Origin of the sequence: Agrobacterium pusense, from assembly GCF_013285525.1 — a bacterium.
Classification (GTDB): Bacteria; Pseudomonadota; Alphaproteobacteria; order Rhizobiales; family Rhizobiaceae; genus Agrobacterium; species Agrobacterium pusense.
Window position 1 is genome coordinate 1,118,059 of the sequence record NZ_CP053856.1, and the last position, 17,070, is coordinate 1,135,128.

Annotated in this window: 18 protein-coding genes and 1 riboswitch; of the genes, 9 read left to right on the forward strand and 9 right to left on the reverse strand. The window is 59.6% G+C overall.

Annotated elements, in window-relative coordinates; all coding sequences use genetic code 11:
* Positions 1-31: 31 nt before the first annotated feature.
* A riboswitch (glycine riboswitch) is annotated at positions 32-119 on the forward strand.
* Between the two features lie 150 nt (positions 120-269).
* From gcvT to HQN82_RS05495, 5 genes are all read left to right on the forward strand, one after another.
* Entirely contained in the window at positions 270-1,409 is a 1,140-nt protein-coding gene (gene gcvT / locus HQN82_RS05475; RefSeq protein ID WP_037092789.1) for a glycine cleavage system aminomethyltransferase GcvT, read from the forward strand.
* 27 nt (positions 1,410-1,436) lie between these two features.
* The gene (gene gcvH / locus HQN82_RS05480) at positions 1,437-1,799 is read left to right on the forward strand and encodes a glycine cleavage system protein GcvH (protein ID WP_004441817.1); all 363 of its coding nucleotides are present in this window, start codon (positions 1,437-1,439) and stop codon (positions 1,797-1,799) included.
* A complete protein-coding gene (gcvP, locus tag HQN82_RS05485; protein ID WP_113380608.1) occupies positions 1,799-4,663 on the forward strand; it encodes an aminomethyl-transferring glycine dehydrogenase in 2,865 nt (954 codons plus the stop codon). Before gcvH ends, gcvP begins: the two co-directional genes overlap by 1 nt.
* A gap of 247 nt (positions 4,664-4,910) precedes the next feature.
* Positions 4,911-5,468: a fasciclin domain-containing protein gene (locus HQN82_RS05490; RefSeq protein ID WP_034498907.1), complete on the forward strand. Its 558-nt coding sequence runs from the start codon at positions 4,911-4,913 to the stop codon at positions 5,466-5,468.
* Positions 5,469-5,634: 166 nt separating this feature from the next.
* Complete coding sequence (locus tag HQN82_RS05495) at positions 5,635-6,438, forward strand: endonuclease/exonuclease/phosphatase family protein (protein WP_173614627.1); 804 nt, start codon at positions 5,635-5,637, stop codon at positions 6,436-6,438.
* 28 nt (positions 6,439-6,466) lie between these two features.
* On the opposite strand, the gene HQN82_RS05500 is transcribed toward HQN82_RS05495, so the two are convergent.
* Positions 6,467-6,970, reverse strand: coding sequence for a hypothetical protein (locus HQN82_RS05500; RefSeq protein ID WP_004441826.1), 504 nt, complete (start codon positions 6,968-6,970; stop codon positions 6,467-6,469).
* Between the two features lie 193 nt (positions 6,971-7,163).
* Here HQN82_RS05500 and HQN82_RS05505 point away from each other — a divergent pair, with 193 nt between their 5' ends.
* The gene (locus HQN82_RS05505; protein ID WP_004441829.1) at positions 7,164-8,450 is read left to right on the forward strand and encodes an MFS transporter; all 1,287 of its coding nucleotides are present in this window, start codon (positions 7,164-7,166) and stop codon (positions 8,448-8,450) included.
* Between the two features lie 58 nt (positions 8,451-8,508).
* Here the strand turns inward: HQN82_RS05505 and HQN82_RS05510 are convergent, their stop codons facing one another.
* The 5 genes from HQN82_RS05510 to cysG all read right to left on the reverse strand — a co-directional run bounded on the left by HQN82_RS05510 (position 8,509) and on the right by cysG (position 13,434).
* Positions 8,509-9,321, reverse strand: a complete 813-nt coding sequence (locus HQN82_RS05510; protein WP_004441832.1) for a ferredoxin--NADP reductase — start codon at positions 9,319-9,321, stop codon at positions 8,509-8,511.
* 146 nt (positions 9,322-9,467) lie between these two features.
* Positions 9,468-9,974 (reverse strand): DUF934 domain-containing protein, encoded by a 507-nt coding sequence (locus HQN82_RS05515; RefSeq protein WP_006697437.1) that lies wholly within the window; start codon positions 9,972-9,974, stop codon positions 9,468-9,470.
* A 10-nt stretch (positions 9,975-9,984) separates the two neighbouring features.
* Complete coding sequence (locus HQN82_RS05520) at positions 9,985-11,655, reverse strand: nitrite/sulfite reductase (protein WP_022556176.1); 1,671 nt, start codon at positions 11,653-11,655, stop codon at positions 9,985-9,987.
* A gap of 8 nt (positions 11,656-11,663) precedes the next feature.
* On the reverse strand, positions 11,664-11,978 hold the full coding sequence (locus tag HQN82_RS05525) for a DUF2849 domain-containing protein (RefSeq protein ID WP_004441838.1): 315 nt from the start codon (positions 11,976-11,978) through the stop codon (positions 11,664-11,666).
* Positions 11,971-13,434 carry a siroheme synthase CysG gene (gene cysG, locus HQN82_RS05530; protein WP_112765916.1) on the reverse strand — a complete coding sequence of 488 codons (1,464 nt, stop codon included), beginning with the start codon at positions 13,432-13,434 and terminating at the stop codon, positions 11,971-11,973. The genes HQN82_RS05525 and cysG overlap by 8 nt, the downstream gene beginning before the upstream one ends.
* On the opposite strand from cysG, the gene HQN82_RS05535 reads away from it, so the two are divergent.
* Genes HQN82_RS05535 through mazG form a run of 3 tightly spaced genes read left to right on the forward strand, consistent with a single transcriptional unit; the run spans position 13,420 to position 15,179 of the window.
* Positions 13,420-13,728 carry a hypothetical protein gene (locus HQN82_RS05535; protein WP_113380309.1) on the forward strand — a complete coding sequence of 103 codons (309 nt, stop codon included), beginning with the start codon at positions 13,420-13,422 and terminating at the stop codon, positions 13,726-13,728. The genes cysG and HQN82_RS05535 overlap by 15 nt on opposite strands.
* The gene (locus tag HQN82_RS05540; protein WP_037092792.1) at positions 13,694-14,281 is read left to right on the forward strand and encodes a deaminase; all 588 of its coding nucleotides are present in this window, start codon (positions 13,694-13,696) and stop codon (positions 14,279-14,281) included. Before HQN82_RS05535 ends, HQN82_RS05540 begins: the two co-directional genes overlap by 35 nt.
* 52 nt (positions 14,282-14,333) lie before the next feature.
* Positions 14,334-15,179, forward strand: a complete 846-nt coding sequence (mazG, locus tag HQN82_RS05545) for a nucleoside triphosphate pyrophosphohydrolase (RefSeq protein ID WP_037092793.1) — start codon at positions 14,334-14,336, stop codon at positions 15,177-15,179.
* Positions 15,180-15,302: 123 nt separating this feature from the next.
* Here the strand turns inward: mazG and ccoP are convergent, their stop codons facing one another.
* From ccoP to ccoO, 3 genes are read right to left on the reverse strand one after another with little or no spacing between them, the layout of a single operon-like run.
* The gene (gene ccoP / locus HQN82_RS05550) at positions 15,303-16,166 is read right to left on the reverse strand and encodes a cytochrome-c oxidase, cbb3-type subunit III (protein WP_112765812.1); all 864 of its coding nucleotides are present in this window, start codon (positions 16,164-16,166) and stop codon (positions 15,303-15,305) included.
* Between the two features lie 2 nt (positions 16,167-16,168).
* Complete coding sequence (locus HQN82_RS05555) at positions 16,169-16,321, reverse strand: CcoQ/FixQ family Cbb3-type cytochrome c oxidase assembly chaperone (RefSeq protein WP_004441852.1); 153 nt, start codon at positions 16,319-16,321, stop codon at positions 16,169-16,171.
* Between the two features lie 12 nt (positions 16,322-16,333).
* Positions 16,334-17,065, reverse strand: coding sequence for a cytochrome-c oxidase, cbb3-type subunit II (gene ccoO / locus HQN82_RS05560; RefSeq protein WP_003495954.1), 732 nt, complete (start codon positions 17,063-17,065; stop codon positions 16,334-16,336).
* Between the last annotated feature and the right edge of the window lie 5 nt (positions 17,066-17,070).

The following is a 17,070-nucleotide window of genomic DNA, read 5'->3' on the forward strand; positions in this document are numbered from 1 at the left end:
CAATAGCGGGTCTTCGAAGATAATGAGCGTCGCATCATCGTTGGGAGAAACCGCTTCAATGCGGTGCCGAAGGAGCAACCGCCCCGGAAACTCTCAGGCAAAAGGACCAGCGATGACGACGGAACTCTGGAGAGAAGCCACCTTTCATAAGGACGGCTCGCCGAAGGGATAACAATCTCAGGCGACAAGGACAGAGGGGGCTCTTGAACCGGCGCATCTGCGCCACGACCTGAGCCCGCGCGATTGCTCGCGCAACCCTGGAGGCGTCCTTGGACGATACCGCCGCGCTGAAAACCACGCCGCTTCATTCCCTGCACCTGTCGCTTGGCGCCCGCATGGTGCCATTCGCCGGTTACGACATGCCCGTGCAATATCCGGCCGGCGTTTTAAAGGAGCATCTTCAAACCCGCACCTCAGCCGGCCTCTTTGACGTCTCCCACATGGGTCAGGTGATTGTGAAGGCAAAGTCCGGCAACAACTCAGATGCCGCACAGGCACTGGAAAAGCTGGTGCCGGTGGATATTCTCGGCCTCAAGGAAGGCCGCCAGCGCTACGGTTTCTTCACCGACGACAAGGGCTGCATTCTTGATGATCTGATGATCACCAATCGCGGCGATCACCTTTTCGTCGTCGTCAACGCGGCCTGCAAGGATGCCGACGTCGCCCATATGAAGGCGCATCTTTCAGACAGCTGCGAAATCACCCTTCTCGAGGACCGCGCCTTGATCGCGCTGCAGGGCCCCCGCGCCGAGGAGGTACTGGCCGAACTCTGGACGGGCGTTTCCGAGATGAAATTCATGGACGTGCAGGAGGTGCCGCTGCACGATGTTGCCTGCATCGTCTCCCGCTCCGGTTACTCCGGTGAAGACGGCTTTGAAATTTCCGTGCCGGCAGACAAGGCAGAAGAGATCGCCAGGGCCTTGCTCGAACATCCCGATTGCGAAGCCATCGGACTTGGCGCGCGTGACAGCCTGCGCCTGGAAGCAGGCCTTTGCCTTTACGGTAATGACATCGACACCACGACCTCCCCCATCGAAGCATCGCTGGAATGGGCGATCCAGAAGGCGCGCCGTGCCGGCGGTGATCGCGAAGGCGGTTTCCCGGGCGCGGAACGCATTCTTGGTGAACTGAAGGACGGTACATCGCGCCGCCGCGTCGGCCTGAAGCCCGAGGGCAAGGCACCGGTTCGTGGCCATTCGAAGCTTTTTGCGGATGCTGAAGGCAAGACGGAAATCGGCGAAGTCACCTCGGGTGGTTTCGGTCCTTCGGTCGAAGGCCCCGTCGCCATGGGTTACGTGCCTGTTTCTTACGCCGCTCCCGGCACTGCGATCTTCGCGGAAGTGCGCGGCAAATATCTGCCCGTCACCGTCGCCGCCCTGCCCTTCATCAAGCCCACCTACAAACGATAATTTCATCCCATCTCCGGAGAGAACACGATGCTGAAATTTACTGCAGAACACGAATGGCTGAAGTTCGAAGGCGATGTCGCCACCGTTGGCATTACCAGCCACGCCGCTGAACAGCTCGGCGATCTCGTTTTCGTCGAATTGCCGGAAGTGGGTGCCACCTTCTCCAAGGATGGAGAAGCCGCAACCGTTGAATCCGTCAAGGCGGCTTCCGATGTCTATTGTCCGCTGGATGGCGAAGTGGTCGAGATCAACCAGGCCATCGTCGACGACCCCTCGCTGGTCAATTCCGATCCTCAAGGCGCCGGCTGGTTCTTCAAGCTCAAGCTTTCCAACGTTGCAGATGCCGATACGCTGCTCGACGAGGCAGCCTACAAGGAGCTGATCGCGTAATGACGACGCCCACCGAATTCCATTTCACCGACTATCAGCCCTATGACTTCGCCAACCGGCGTCACATCGGGCCGTCGCCGTCGGAAATGGCCGAGATGCTGAAGGTCGTCGGCTATAAGAGCCTCGACGCGCTCATCGACGCCACCGTTCCCTCCTCCATCCGTCAAAAAGTGCCTCTCACCTGGGGTGCGGCCTTGACCGAACGTGAGGCGCTGGATCGTCTTCGCGAGACGGCCAACAAGAACCAGGTCCTGACCTCGCTGATAGGTCAGGGCTATTACGGCACCATCACGCCGCCGGTCATCCAGCGCAACATTCTGGAAAACCCGGCCTGGTACACGGCCTATACGCCATACCAGCCGGAAATCAGCCAGGGCCGACTTGAGGCGCTGCTGAACTACCAGACCATGGTCTGCGATCTGACCGGCCTTGACGTCGCCAACGCCTCGCTGCTCGATGAAGCGACTGCGGCCGCCGAAGCCATGGCCATGTGCCAGCGCGTCGCGAAATCCAAGGCGACCGCCTTCTTCGTGGATGCCAATTGCCATCCGCAGACCATCGCGCTGATCGAGACCCGTGCGGCCCCGCTCGGCTGGAAGGTGATTGTCGGCAACCCCTTCACCGATCTCGATCCGGTCGACGTGTTTGGCGCGATCTTCCAGTATCCCGGCACGCACGGACATGTCAGCGATTTCTCCGGCCTGATTTCCCGCCTGCATCAGACGGGCGCGATTGCCGCCGTCGCCGCCGATCTTCTGGCCCTGACGCTGCTGAAATCTCCCGGCGAAATGGGCGCTGACATCGCCATCGGCACCTCGCAGCGCTTTGGCGTTCCGGTCGGCTACGGCGGTCCGCATGCCGCTTACATGGCCGTCAAGGATGCGCATAAGCGCTCCATGCCGGGCCGTCTCGTCGGCGTCTCGGTCGATGCGCGCGGCAACCGCGCCTATCGCCTGTCGCTGCAGACCCGCGAGCAGCATATTCGCCGTGAGAAGGCCACCTCCAACATCTGCACGGCGCAGGTGCTGCTGGCAGTCATGGCTTCGATGTACGGCGTCTTCCATGGCCCGCAGGGCATCAAGGCGATTGCCCAGCAGACCCACCAGAAGGCCGTGCTGATGGCCAAGGGACTGGAAAAGCTCGGTTACACCATCGAGCCGGAGACCTTCTTCGACACGATCACCGTCGAAGTCGGCCATATGCAGGGCGTTATCCTGCGTTCGGCCGTCGCGGAAGGGGTGAACCTGCGCAAGGTCGGCGCCACCAAGATCGGCATGAGCCTTGACGAGCGTACGCGCCCGGCAACGCTGGAAGCCGTCTGGCGCGCTTTCGGCGGCAATTTCTCGGTCTCGGATTTCACGCCGGACTATCGCCTGCCGAAGGAGCTGCTGCGTACCAGCCAGTACATGACGCATCCGATCTTCCACATGAACCGTGCCGAAAGCGAGATGACGCGCTACATCCGCCGTCTTTCGGACCGCGATCTGGCGCTCGACCGCTCGATGATCCCGCTCGGTTCCTGCACCATGAAACTCAATGCAACGGCAGAGATGCTGCCGATCACCTGGCCGGAATTTTCCGACATCCATCCCTTCGTACCGGCCAATCAGGCACTCGGTTACAAGGAGATGATCGACGATCTCTCCGAAAAGCTGTGCTCGGTCACAGGTTACGACGCCTTCTCCATGCAGCCGAATTCCGGTGCGCAAGGCGAGTATGCTGGGCTTTTGACCATCCGCAATTATCACCTCGCCAATGGCGGGACACACCGTGATGTCTGCCTCATTCCGACCTCGGCGCATGGCACCAATCCTGCCTCGGCGCAGATGGTGGGCATGAAGGTGGTGCCGGTGAAAGTGCGGGACAACGGTGATATCGATATTGATGATTTCCGTGCGAAAGCAGAGCAGTACGCCGAAAACCTCTCATGCTGCATGATCACCTATCCGTCCACTCACGGCGTGTTCGAGGAGACGGTTCGCGAGATCTGCGAGATCACCCACAAGCATGGCGGTCAGGTGTATCTTGATGGCGCGAACATGAACGCCATGGTGGGCCTTGCCCGTCCCGGCGATATCGGCTCCGACGTTTCGCACCTTAACCTGCACAAGACCTTCTGCATTCCGCACGGTGGCGGTGGTCCGGGCATGGGGCCGATCGGCGTCAAGGCGCATCTTGCCCCTTACCTGCCCGGCCATCCGGCGACCGATGGCCGCGAGGGTGCGGTGTCTGCCGCCCCGTTCGGTTCGCCGTCCATCCTGCCCATTTCCTGGAGCTACTGCCTGATGATGGGCGGCGAAGGGCTGACGCAGGCAACCAAGGTTGCGATCCTCAACGCCAACTACATCGCCGAGCGGCTGAAGGGTGCTTATGACGTGCTCTACAAATCCGAAACGGGACGCGTGGCACATGAATGCATTATCGACACCCGCCCGCTGGCAGACAGCTGCGGCGTGACTGTCGATGACGTGGCCAAGCGCCTGATCGACTGCGGTTTCCACGCGCCGACCATGAGCTGGCCGGTTGCCGGCACGCTGATGATCGAGCCGACGGAATCCGAGACCAAGGCGGAACTCGACCGGTTCTGCGATGCCATGCTGGCCATCCGCGAGGAAGCCCGCGACATCGAGGAAGGCCGCGCGGACAAGACGAACAATCCGCTCAAGAACGCGCCCCATACGGTCGAGGACCTCGTCGGCGATTGGGACCGTCCTTATAGCCGCGAAAAGGGATGCTTCCCGCCCGGCGCATTCCGCATCGACAAATACTGGTCGCCGGTCAACCGCATCGACAATGTCTATGGCGACCGCAACCTCATCTGCACCTGCCCGCCGATGGAGGCCTATGCCGAGGCGGCCGAATAAGCTGTCCTTCGTTCGAGCCAGAAAGCCCGGAGCGATCCGGGCTTTTTCGTTTTCCGTCCCGTCGCAGGACGAACCCTCGGCGTTTGCGCGCCGGGACCATGTTTTAAATCAGCCATTTATCTTTTTTTCCGGCTCGCCTGAAACTTTGCGAGACCGGCTTCCGTCTCTTGTGTCGCTACGGATAACCGATAGCGGCCGCTGGAAGAGCCACCTTTCGGGGCCTTGGATGTCACAAGGAGGAATAATGATGTACAAGCTTTCCGTTCGCGCCCTGACGCTGGCTGCAGCTCTTTCCATCGGCACGGTTTCGGCCTATGCCGCGAACCCCAAGGTGGGCGGCGCGGCGATGTTCGAGGACAAGAACATCGTTGAAAATGCGGTGAACTCGAAAGACCACACGACCCTCGTCGCCGCGGTAAAGGCCGCCGGACTTGTGGAAACACTTCAGGGCAAAGGACCGTTTACGGTTTTTGCACCCACCGACGAGGCTTTCGCGGCCCTTCCGAAAGGCGCGGTCGACGATCTTCTGAAGCCAGAGAACAAGCAGAAGCTGGTCAAGGTTCTCACCTGCCACGTCGTTGCAGCCAATGCACTGTCATCCGCCATCGAAAAAATGATCAAGGATGACAAGGGCGAGCACGACGTGAAGACGGTCGGCGGCTGCGTACTCAAGGCAAAAGAAAGCATGGGAAAAATCACACTTACCGATGAGAATGGCACGGTCGCCCATGTCACCATCGCTGATGTTAAACAATCCAACGGCGTCATACATGTCATAGACAAGGTGCTGCTGCCGAAAATGTAAGGCAGCGCCGCAGCGCCAATCTGGGCTCGAACGACTAAGGCCCGAAGCAATTCGGGCCTTCCTCATTCAGGTGGGCGTAATCCCGACCGTGAAAAAGAACGGGGTGTGATTGATCTTCATCGCTTCCATGCTAAATCGGATCACACAATCAAGCGATGGAGTGTGCATGCGCCTTATCTGCCTGAACGGTTGGGGCGGAAAGCTCCACGACGAACTCTTACCTTATATCTCCCTGTCCGACCCGGATATCTTGTGCCTGCAGGAAGTGGTGCATACGCCCGCTGCCCAAGAGGATTGGTTGACCTATCGTGATCACGGCATCGAGCTTCCGCAGAGAGCGAATTTCCTCCGCGATGTCGCCGATGCCCTGCCGGATCATGTCGCGATATTCTGCCCCGCGGCGCAGGGTGATCTCTGGCACGGTACGACTAGATATTTTTCCCAATGGGGACTGGCCACATTCGTTCGCAAGTCCATCGCCATCGTTGCCCAGGCGCAGGGCTTCGTCCATGGGACCTTTTCTGCGGACGGATATGGCGATCATCCACGGTCACGCACCGGCCATGCCATCAGGCTTTTCGACTTTGCCACCGGACAGCCGGCTGTCATTGCCCATATGCACGGGTTACGCGACCTCGACGGCAAACACGATACCGCCGCCCGCCTGGCGCAGGCAAAACGACTTGTGAACCTCGTCAAGAACATTGCGGAGGATGGCGACCGGGTCATCGTTTGCGGCGATTTTAATGTCCTGCCCGACAGCGAAACCTTTACCGTGTTGAATGAACTCAATCTTGTCGAGCTCGTCACGACCCGCGGTTTCACAGATACCAGAACCTCACATTACGCCAAGCAGAACAGATATGCCGACTACCTGCTGGTCAATCCGGCTGTGAAAGTTGATCATTTCGACGTCGTTATGCAGCCCGAAGTCTCGGATCATTGCCCGTTGCTGCTTGAATTCAGCTGAAGAAGTGGAGATGCTATGCCTAAGCTCTTCAACGCACCAACTGGATGTCGCTCGTCACCACTGTCTTGCCGGTCCTGCCGTCCTTATCGGTCGTGCGCAGCCGCAAGCCGTTGGCACCGACCTTTTCGATGGTCATGGCGGCAACGCGGTCGCCGTTGATATCGCGGTTCCATCGCACCGTCAGATTGATGGCGTTTCCTTTTCTTGTGCCCGATAGTGCGGACGGCCGACCGGAAGGGCCCGTATAGGCGCCGCTATAGCGCCCGCCCTTCTCCGAGAGATCGGCTGCGATCGCGCGCCTTACCACCAGAAGACCGCGGCAAGTGCCGGACATGTTGAGTGACGATGATCCCGCGTTGGAATTCAGCGTGCAGCTGACGTTAATGGGCGGTGTGCCGATCCGGGTAATTACGGTTCCCTTTCCCGCCCACGTGCCCTTCAGCGAGGAGAGAAAAGCGCCCTCGTCCGCGTAAGCAGGCTGGGTCGCGAGCAATCCGACCGAAAATAAAACTGCAAGAGCCTTGATCTTCATGGCGATTATCCGTTTTTCCACGAAGCCTAACTCACAAATGCCGTTAAACGTTCCTCCAGCGAATCCCGCAACGGGCAAAAATATCGGAACAACCCTGCTGATGTCGTGCCAATGCAACCAAATGCGGGCACAGATGTTTCTCGCCAGCCTCGATCAATTTTTCGATTCCCTGCATATTTCTCGGAGTATTTTCATGACGACTGTAGGCGTTGCGGCACCACACGGCCGCCTTCCTTCCGGCGGCCTGCCGCATAGCGGTGGCATCTCGGATCGCACGCTTTTTGCCCTCGCTGCACTGAATTTCTTTCTCGCCGACGCCCGCGACGGTCTCGGGCCGTTTCTGGATGCATTTCTGGCGACACGGGGCTGGTCTTCGATCTCGCTGGGCATGATCGCCACGGTCGGCGGCCTTGTGGGTCTGCTCGCCACGCCGCTTTGTGGCGCCCTGGTAGATGGAACGACGTGGAAAAGGACGCTGATTGCCATACCCGTCGTCCTCGTGACCATCGGCGCGCTGATCACCTTGATCTTTCCCGATGTTTGGATCGTCTGGACCGGCCAGATCATGACGGCCGTCGTCGGCGCCGTGGTCGGCCCGGCGCTTGCCGGCCTCACGCTCGGCCTTGTCGGCGAGCGCCTGTTTTCCCATCAGATTTCGCGCAACGAGTTCTGGAACCACGGCGGCAATTTCGCATCGCTCTTCGCGACTTATGTCGTCGTCACTTTCTTCGGCATGGACGGCATCATCGGCCTGATGCTGCTGACCGCTGCGGGTGCTCTGGTCGCGACGGCGGCCATCGACCCCGAACGCATCGACCACAAGGTGGCGCGCGGCCTTGGCGAAGACAGGGGCGAACCCGGTCCATCCGGCATCGCGGTCTTGCTGCAGGAACGCGGACTTATCTTTCTGGCCATCATCCTGCTCGTCTTCCACTTCGGCAACGCGCCGATGGGCCGGTTGATCGCGCAGGATTTCGCCATCGAACTTCAGACACCCTTCCGCACCACTGCGATCATTACCGGCGTCGCGCAATTTGCAATGATTTTCGTCGCCGCCATGGCCCCTTGGCTGATACGACGTTTCGGTCTCTCAACCGTCTTTATCATCGCGCTCGTCGCACTGCCGATCCGCGGCGTTCTCGCTTCCGCCTTTACGGACTTCTGGGTCATTTTCCCCGTCCAGTTTCTGGACGGTGTCGGAGCGGGGCTGCTCGGTATAGTCACGCCGGTTGCGGTGGAGAGAATTTTGAAGGGCACGGGCCGCTTTAATGTCGGTCTTGCCAGCGTCATGATGGTTCAAGGCATCGGCGCGTCATTCAGCAATGTCGTCGCAGGTTGGCTGGTGACGAAGGGCGGTTATTCACTGTCGCACCTTGTCGGCGGCGGCATTGCGGCAATCGCCATCGGGCTTTTCCTGCTCTATCGCAACGAGATAGCGCCTAAACAGAATAATGATGGCCTGTCTCAAGGAAGGCAGTAACGGCGCAAACATAAAAGGAGGCCATCTGGCCTCCTTTTATGTCGTAGACCGTGTTCCGTCAGCCGACGAAAGCGCGTTCGATCACGAATTCGGCAGGCTTGTTGTTGGCGCCTTCGGTAAGACCGGCATTCTCAAGCAGTTCCTTGGTATCCTTGAGCATCGCCGAGGAACCGCAGATCATGCCGCGGTCAATGGCCGGATCGAGCGCTGGTACGCCGAGATCGGAAAACAGCTTGCCGTTTTCGATCAGCGTGGTGATGCGGCCCTGGAAAGGATAATCTTCGCGGGTCACCGTGGCATAATGCTTGAGCTTGTCGCCGACAATCTCGCTGAGGAACTCGTGGTTCTTGATTTCCTCGACCAGATCGAAACCGTATTTCAGTTCGGCGACATCGCGGCAGGTATGGGTGAGGATGACCTCTTCGAACTTCTCATAGGTCTCGGGATCGCGGATCAGGCTCGCGAAAGGCGCAATGCCGGTGCCGGTGGAGAACATGTAAAGCCGTCGGCCGGGCGTTAGCGCATCGAGAACCAGCGTGCCTGTCGGCTTCTTGCGCATCAAAACGGTATCGCCAGGCTTTATCGCCTGAAGATGGGAGGTCAGCGGGCCATCCGGGACCTTGATCGAGAAAAATTCCAACTCCTCGTCCCAGGCGGGGCTGGCGATGGAATAGGCGCGATAGATCGGCTTGTCGCCGACCATCAGGCCGATCATGGCGAATTCGCCGGAACGAAAACGGAAGCCGGCCGGACGCGTCATGCGGAAACGGAACAGATGATCCGTATAATGTTCCACCGACAAAACCGTCTCGGCATAAACACCATCGGGTATCTTGATCGCGAAATCTTCCGTCTTGGCTGGCGCGTTCATTTAGGTTCCGTCCATTCTATTCGATGAGCGACATTCTCCGACCGGGCAATTATACCATTTCTGCTCCGGTTTGAAGGCATGAGAATGTCAATACTGCCATGTGCGTAGGAAATATGTATCAGAAACTCATATTTCCGTGCAACGTGTCACAGAGACGCACGCCGACGCCAGCTATAAGCCTCGCCGTCGCTCGCAGGCCTGGCCGTCGGCTGGTAATAGACCGGAATTTCCGGCAGGCGATTTTCGGACAGGCGGCGGATCGCCGTACCATTCGTCACCGCAAAGCTTGTGAAGCCGGTACGCAGCATGAGCGGCACCTGATCGATCAGCACGTCGCCAATCGCCCTCACCTCGCCTGTGAAACCGAGGCGGCTGCGCAGCAGCGACGCGTGGCTGAAACCACGGCCGTCATTGAAAGCCGGGAAACTCACCGCGACAAGCTCGATACGGTCGAGATAAGGTTCCAGCCGGGTCACATCATCGGCAGGCGCAATCAGCACCCCGAGACCGATATCGTTGCTTTCGGCCGCACGAACCAGAAAATCGGCAAGCGGCAGCACGGGCTTCTGCTCGGCCACCGCTTTTAATTCTTCCGTTTCGATCACCCAGGGATCGTTCTCCACGAAGCCGTCGCGGGTCCAGATTTTCGTCATGACATTCTCCTCAGGCGGCTTCGGCGGCGGAACCGTAGAGCGCATCCTTGAACGGTTGCGGCCCGACGCGGCGATAGGCTTCAAGGAAATTCTCTTCCTTTGAAAGACGAAGCCCGAGATAGGTGTCGACGATGGTTTCAACCGCGTCGGTCACCTTTTCCGGTTCGAAGCCGCGACCGATGATCTCACCGATCGAGGTGTTTTCGTCACCCGATCCGCCAAGCGTGATCTGGTAGAGTTCCGCACCCTTCTTTTCCACGCCCAGCAGCCCGATATGACCGACATGGTGGTGGCCGCAGGCATTGATACAGCCGGAAATCTTGATCTTCAGCTCACCAATTTCCGCCTGACGCTCCGGCGAACCGAAGCGGGTGGAAATTTCCTGCGCCACCGGAATGGAGCGCGCATTGGCAAGCGCGCAATAATCCAGCCCGGGACAGGCAATGATATCGGTGATGAGCCCGGCATTGGCGGTCGCAAGACCCGCGCCTACAAGTGCACGATAGACCGGCTCGAGGTCAGCCAGCGCCACATGCGGCAGGATGATGTTCTGCTCATGGCTGATGCGGATTTCGTCGAAGGCATATTCCGCGGCAATATCGGCGACCAGCTCCATCTGCTCATCCGTCGCGTCGCCCGGAATGCCACCGATCGGCTTCAGCGAGATCGTTACCATGCCGTAGTCCGGATGCTTGTGCGGGGCGACGTTCTGCTCGACAAAACGGGCAAAGCCCTCGTCGGCCCGCTTCCAGCGCGCCAGGCTTTCCCAGCCTTCCGGCCGGTCCTTCAGCGCCGGCGGCGCGAAATAGGCGGTGATGGCGGCGATATCGGCATCCGGCAGCTTCAATTCGGAGTTCTTGAGTTCCGCAAATTCGACCTCGACCTGACGGGCCAGTTCTTCCGCACCCGTCTCATGCACGAGGATCTTGATGCGCGCCTTGTATTTGTTGTCGCGACGACCATGCAGGTTATAAACCCGCATCACGGCCGTGGTATAGGACAGGAGATCTTCTTCCGGCAGGAAGTCGCGGATCTTCTTGGCGATCATCGGCGTGCGCCCCTGTCCACCACCGACATAAACGGCAAAGCCGATCTCGCCCTTGTCGTTCTTTTTAAGATGCAGGCCGATATCGTGAACCTGAATGGCCGCACGATCGCGTTCGGCACCCGTCACTGCAATCTTGAACTTGCGCGGCAGGAACGAAAATTCCGGATGCACGGAAGACCATTGGCGCAGGATCTCGGCATAAGGACGCGGATCAGCAACCTCGTCGGCCGCAGCGCCAGCGAAATGATCCGCCGTGACGTTGCGAATGCAGTTGCCAGAGGTCTGCAGCGCGTGCATTTCCACGCTTGCCAGTTCGGAGAGGATATCCGGGGTATCAGAGAGGCGCGGCCAGTTATACTGGATGTTCTGACGGGTGGTGAAATGGCCGTAACCCCGGTCGTATTTACGGGCAATATGCGCCAGCATTCGCATCTGCTTGGAATTCAGCGTACCGTAGGGGATGGCGACGCGCAGCATATAGGCGTGCAGCTGAAGATAGACACCATTCATCAGGCGCAATGGCTTGAATGCGTCCTCGGCCAGCTCACCGGATAGCCGGCGCTCCACCTGATCGCGAAACTGCGCCACGCGGCCTTCAACAAATGCGTGATCGAACTCGTCGTAACGGTACATATTCTTCCTCAGACTGCGATAAATGCTGCATCGGCCGGCTTGTAGCCGGTCGCATAGTGCACGGTCGGGCCGGCGGCGCGAATGCGCTCGCGCAGGCGCGTCGGCCAGAGCTTGCCGTTCTCTTCCACAACGTCGACGATATTAACGTCAACGACCTTGTTGGCGGAAAAATCCCGCTTGCCGATCTCCTCGAACGAGGCGACCGCTTCCGCATGGCGGGCGACGATTGCGCCCTGCAGGTTTTCCGTCCATTCGCCGTTGGCGTCGAGCCAGACGGCAATGCCATCGCTCAGGCGGTTGGCGGTCAAAACCTTGTCAGCCATTTACATACTCCCGTTTGAGGTCCGCCGGCCTTCCGGCAAGCGCAAGCGCCTCGGACCTGTCGAAATTGGCGCCCGCCACCGCATCGCCGATGATGACCATGACCGGACCGGTCAGTTCATCGCGATGTTCAAGGTCGGGCAGATCGTTTAATGTTCCGTGCAGCAGGCGGCGATCCGCGCGGCTGGCGTTTTCGATAACGGCGACGGTGGTTTCCACACCGAGCCCCGCTTCGATAAGCCTTGTGGCCACCGAGGCAGCGACGCTGCGGCCCATATAGACGGCAATGGTCGCACCGGAAACGGCAAGCCGGGCCCAGTCGGGCAGAACATCGCCTGTCAGATCGTGACCGGTGGTGAAAATCAGCGACGAGGCGACACCACGCAGCGTCAGCGGCAGTTCGAAATCCGCAGCGGCGGCGAAGGCCGACGTGATGCCAGGCACGATCTCGTAAGCGATGCCGGCATCGCGCAGCGCTGCCATCTCCTCGCCCGCACGGCCATAAACCAGGGGATCGCCGGATTTGAGGCGTACGACGCGCTTGCCGTCCTTGCCGAGACGCACCAGCAGGCGGTTGATCTCGTCCTGCGACTTGCTATGGCAGCCCTTGCGCTTGCCGACCGATAGCCTCTCGGCGTCGCGACGGCCCATATCGATGATCGCCTGCGGCACCAGCGCATCGTAAACGATGACGTCGGCTTCCATCAGAACGCGCTGCGCGCGCAGCGTCAGAAGATCTTCCGCACCGGGCCCTGCGCCGACAAGCCATACGCGGCCTTCGCTGCGTTCGGGCGACCGCAGAAGACGGTCGACAGCCTCATGGGCGGCCGGAGCGTCGCCGACGGCGACGGCATCCGCAACCGCACCGGAGAAAAATCGCCGCCAGAAATTGCGCCGCAACGCGCCCTTCGGTACGGTTTGTTCCGCTGCACCGCGATACTGCACGGCAAGATGTGCGAGCTTGCCAAGTGAAGGCGACAGCATCTGGTCTATGCGCGCGCGGATCATCTGCGCGAGCACCGGCCCCGCCCCTTCGGTGCCGATAGCCACCGCGACGGGTGCCCGGGACACGAGCGCCGGCGTGAAGAAATCGCAGAATTCCGGCTGGTCCACCGCATTGGCGGGGATTTTCCGGGAACGCGCGGCAGCAACGATGTCCCTGTCCAGAACAGCCTCACCAGTTGCAGCAAAAACCAGGGTCGCACCATCGATCAGATGGCTGGCAAAAGCATGAGGCCGATGATCGATGCCGTGTTCGCGGAGATAAACTGCGTAATCAGCCTCCGGCTCGTCGGCATAGGCAATGATATGCGCATAGGTGTTGGCAAGAAGCCTGACCTTTGCGAAGGCCTCATCGCCATTTCCGAAGACGGCAACCTGCCTGCCCTCGACCCGGAAGAATGCGGGGAAGGTTGAAAGGCGATCGCCGGCAGCGGAAAAATCATGTTCGTTGTGCATTGGACATATATCCCGCATCGCGGCGCAAGATTGAAGAAACAGAAATTCAAGCCTTTCCGGCACCTGGATTTTTATTTCTCGAACACCCCGGTTTTGGAGGAAAACAAACCGGCCTCTGTTTCCCGCACGCCTGGAGGCTTCCAAGCGCAGCGCGAATCCCTTGACAAACCCGGCCCCCGCGCCGAACAAGGGAAGACAATTTGCCATCTGTTTTCCATGCGAAGACCGCTTTATACAAGCGGCAAGAAGGACCGCACCCTTGACCAGCCAGCCACTTTCCGCTCGCCTTCTTGATGTCATCGAACACGATATCCTGCCATTGACGGCGCGCGGTGTCAGCCTTGGCAACAAGGTTTTCGGCGCGGCAATCCTGCGTAAGTCCGACCTGTCGCTGGTGGTTGCGGAAACCAACAACGAGCTGGAAAATCCGCTCTGGCACGGCGAGGTGCATACGCTGAAGCGGTTTTACGAACTGGGCGAAAAGCCGAATACGAAGGACCTGATTTTCCTCTCCACCCACGAACCCTGCACCATGTGCATGTCCGCCATCACCTGGGCCGGTTTCGACAATTTCTACTCCTTCTTCAGCCACGAGGATTCGCGCGACGCTTTCGCTATCCCGCATGATCTGAAAATCCTGAAGGAAGTCTTCGGGTTGGAGCCGGGCGGCTATCGCCGCAACAACGCTTTCTGGAACTCGTATTTCATCACCGATCTGGTGGAAGTCGAGGAGGATCCGCTGAAAAGCACGTTGAAGGCGCAGACCGCCCGCATCAAGGCGGCCTATGACGATCTGTCCACCAGCTATCAGTCGTCGAAGGGCGGCAACGATATTCCTCTGAATTAAGCGCGGAACTGGACGGCCGGACCGGCATAAACACAAGCGAAGGTTTGAGCATATGGAAGCCTCGAAGGACATTTCCCGCCTGATCGAGATCATGGAAGCCCTGCGCCAGCCGGAAACCGGTTGCCCGTGGGATGTCGTCCAGACCTTCGAGACGATCAAGCCCTATACGATTGAAGAGGCTTATGAAGTCGCCGACGCCATCGAGCGCAGGGACATGGACGATCTTTGCGAAGAACTGGGCGATCTTCTGTTGCAGGTCGTCTTTCATGCGCGTATCGCCGAAGAGCGCGGTGAGTTTGCCTTCGGCGATGTGGTGCATGCCGTCACCTCGAAAATGATCCGCCGACACCCGCATGTCTTTGCCGCCTCCGAGGCCGATACGCCCGACAGCGTCAAGCTGCAGTGGGACCGGATCAAGGCCGAGGAAAAACGCGAGCGCGCAGCGCGCCGTGCGCGCCGGGGCATCACGGAGGATTTCAAGGCCGGCTTTCTCGGCGGCGTGCAACGCAGCCAGCCGGCGCTGACCGAAGCGCTCAAACTGCAGGAGCAGGCGGCGCGCGTCGGTTTCGACTGGTCGGACCCCGCCCCCATTCTCGACAAGATCGAAGAAGAAATCGCCGAACTGCGCGAAGCGCTGGAGGAAGGAAGGCCTGAAAAGGTCTCAGATGAACTGGGCGACCTGATCTTCGCCCTCGTCAATATCGGCCGTCACGTCAAGGCCGATCCGGAAAACGCGCTGCGCGGCACCAACACGAAATTTCGCAGGCGCTTCAACCACATCGAAAAATCGCTTGGCGAAAATGGCGAGACGCTGGAGGAAGCAAGCCTCGAAAGGATGGAGGATCTCTGGCAAGCGGCAAAGCGCATCGAACGCTCGCTCGATAAGGTCACGTCCTGAGGGGCGGGACGCCTCGCGGCTCGAGCGCCGGTTTTCTCCGCCCGCAGCCGAGCTGCATCATCGAAGAAGAATGGAAACAGTCGAGGGCCGCATGATGCGGCCCCTGCTTTTGCTCAGACGCTCTTATTCGCCGCCGCCCAGCGAGTGCACGAAGATCGCAAGCTGCTTGACCGTCGTGTCACCGAGGCGCTCACCCCAGGCGGGCATGACGCCATGCTTGGGAGAGCGTATCTGCGAAACGATCCCCTCCTCGCCATGAGATTTCAGCCAGATGGCGTCGGCAAGATTGGGTGCACCGAATTCACGGTTGCCCTTGGCATCTTCCCCATGGCAAGAGGCACAATTGTCGGCAAACAGCTGCCTTCCGGGTTCCACCAGCACCGGGTTGGAAGGCGTTCCCGTGAGGCTGAACACATAAGCGGCAACCTGACGAATTTCATCCGGCTGCAGTATATCGCCAAAGGCCGGCATTTCCGAAGCACGTGTGTCTGGATCATCCTGAAAGCGGATGCCGTGCTTCACCGTCGTATAGATGTCATCGACGCTGCCGCCCCACATCCAGTCGTCGTCATTGAGGTTGGGATAACCCTGCCCGCCCTCCGCGCCAGAACCGTGACACTGAATGCAATTGACCTTGAACGCGGCAGCACCGCCCGAAAGGGCAAATTGCATCAGCGTCGGATCCGCCTGGATGTCGGCAAGCGCCGAGTTGGCGATCTTGTCGACATAGATGCTCTGAGACTGTCTGGCATCGGCCAGGTCCGCGGCGATTTCGGCACGGCTGTTCCAGCCAAGGACGCCCTGGGTTGCACCTGAAATCAGCGGCCATGCCGGAAAAGCGATGGTGTAGCCGATGGCCCAGACAATCGTGGCGTAGAATGTCCACACCCACCAGCGAGGCATGGGGTTGTTCAATTCGCGAATACCGTCCCACTCGTGGCCGGTGGTTTCGACGCCGCTGATTTTATCGATGTGTTTTTCGGACATGTTCAGTCCTCCCTGAGCGGAATGCTGGCCGCATCGTCCGCGGCCCTTTTCGAGCCTGGGCGAAGCGTGAAGATGACGACGCCGGCGAAGAACAGGGTCATGGCAAGCAGGCCCCAGCTATCGGCGAAGTGGCGCATGGCCGTGTAGGTTTCCATCGTTCCGCCTCCTCACCGGTAACCGGCGGCATCGTCATAGGTCGAGAAATCGACCAGCGTGCCGAGCATCTGGAGATAAGCGACCAGCGCATCCATTTCCGTGAGCTTTGCCGGATCGCCGTCGAAATCGCCGACCTTGGCCTTGGGATAGCGCGCCAGCAGTTCCGACGAATCCGCATTCGGGTCCGCCTGGGCGGCGAGATCGGCCGCGGATTTCTCGATCATCTCGTCGCTATAGGGCACACCGACAGCACGGTTGGCCTTCAGCTCCATGGAGATGTCAGTGATCTTGAGCGGCGTTGTCTTGAGGAAGGCATAGGACGGCATGATCGATTCCGGCACCACCGAGCGTGGATCAGCCAGATGCTGCACGTGCCACTCGTTCGAATAACGGTCACCCACGCGCGCCAGGTCAGGCCCGGTGCGCTTCGAACCCCACTGGAACGGATGGTCGTACATGGATTCCGCCGCCAGGCTGTAATGCCCGTAACGTTCCACCTCGTCGCGGAACGGACGGATCATCTGGCTGTGGCAGACATAACATCCCTCGCGAATGTAGATGTTGCGCCCGGCCAGTTCCAGCGGCGTGTAGGGCCGCATGCCTTCCACCTTCTCGATGGTGTTTTCGAGGTAGAAGAGCGGTGCGATTTCAACGATACCGCCGATCGAGACCACCAGCAGCGAGCCGACCAGAAGCAGGGTGGCGTTACGTTCGATGACGCCGTGTTTGTCGAGTATGGACATCGGCC

Coding starts and splice junctions, on each gene's coding strand:
- HQN82_RS05520 (WP_022556176.1), bottom strand. CDS start 11,655: ATGTACCGTTACGACGAGTTCGATCACGCATTTGTTGAAGGCCGCGTG.
- ccoO (WP_003495954.1), bottom strand. CDS start 17,065: ATGTCCATACTCGACAAACACGGCGTCATCGAACGTAACGCCACCCTG.
- gcvP (WP_113380608.1), top strand. CDS start 1,799: ATGACGACGCCCACCGAATTCCATTTCACCGACTATCAGCCCTATGAC.
- mazG (WP_037092793.1), top strand. CDS start 14,334: ATGGAAGCCTCGAAGGACATTTCCCGCCTGATCGAGATCATGGAAGCC.
- cysG (WP_112765916.1), bottom strand. CDS start 13,434: ATGCACAACGAACATGATTTTTCCGCTGCCGGCGATCGCCTTTCAACC.
- HQN82_RS05510 (WP_004441832.1), bottom strand. CDS start 9,321: ATGAACGCGCCAGCCAAGACGGAAGATTTCGCGATCAAGATACCCGAT.
- HQN82_RS05525 (WP_004441838.1), bottom strand. CDS start 11,978: ATGGCTGACAAGGTTTTGACCGCCAACCGCCTGAGCGATGGCATTGCC.
- HQN82_RS05490 (WP_034498907.1), top strand. CDS start 4,911: ATGTACAAGCTTTCCGTTCGCGCCCTGACGCTGGCTGCAGCTCTTTCC.
- HQN82_RS05500 (WP_004441826.1), bottom strand. CDS start 6,970: ATGAAGATCAAGGCTCTTGCAGTTTTATTTTCGGTCGGATTGCTCGCG.
- ccoP (WP_112765812.1), bottom strand. CDS start 16,166: ATGTCCGAAAAACACATCGATAAAATCAGCGGCGTCGAAACCACCGGC.
- HQN82_RS05505 (WP_004441829.1), top strand. CDS start 7,164: ATGACGACTGTAGGCGTTGCGGCACCACACGGCCGCCTTCCTTCCGGC.
- HQN82_RS05515 (WP_006697437.1), bottom strand. CDS start 9,974: ATGACGAAAATCTGGACCCGCGACGGCTTCGTGGAGAACGATCCCTGG.
- HQN82_RS05495 (WP_173614627.1), top strand. CDS start 5,635: ATGCGCCTTATCTGCCTGAACGGTTGGGGCGGAAAGCTCCACGACGAA.
- gcvH (WP_004441817.1), top strand. CDS start 1,437: ATGCTGAAATTTACTGCAGAACACGAATGGCTGAAGTTCGAAGGCGAT.
- HQN82_RS05555 (WP_004441852.1), bottom strand. CDS start 16,321: ATGGAAACCTACACGGCCATGCGCCACTTCGCCGATAGCTGGGGCCTG.
- HQN82_RS05535 (WP_113380309.1), top strand. CDS start 13,420: ATGTTCGTTGTGCATTGGACATATATCCCGCATCGCGGCGCAAGATTG.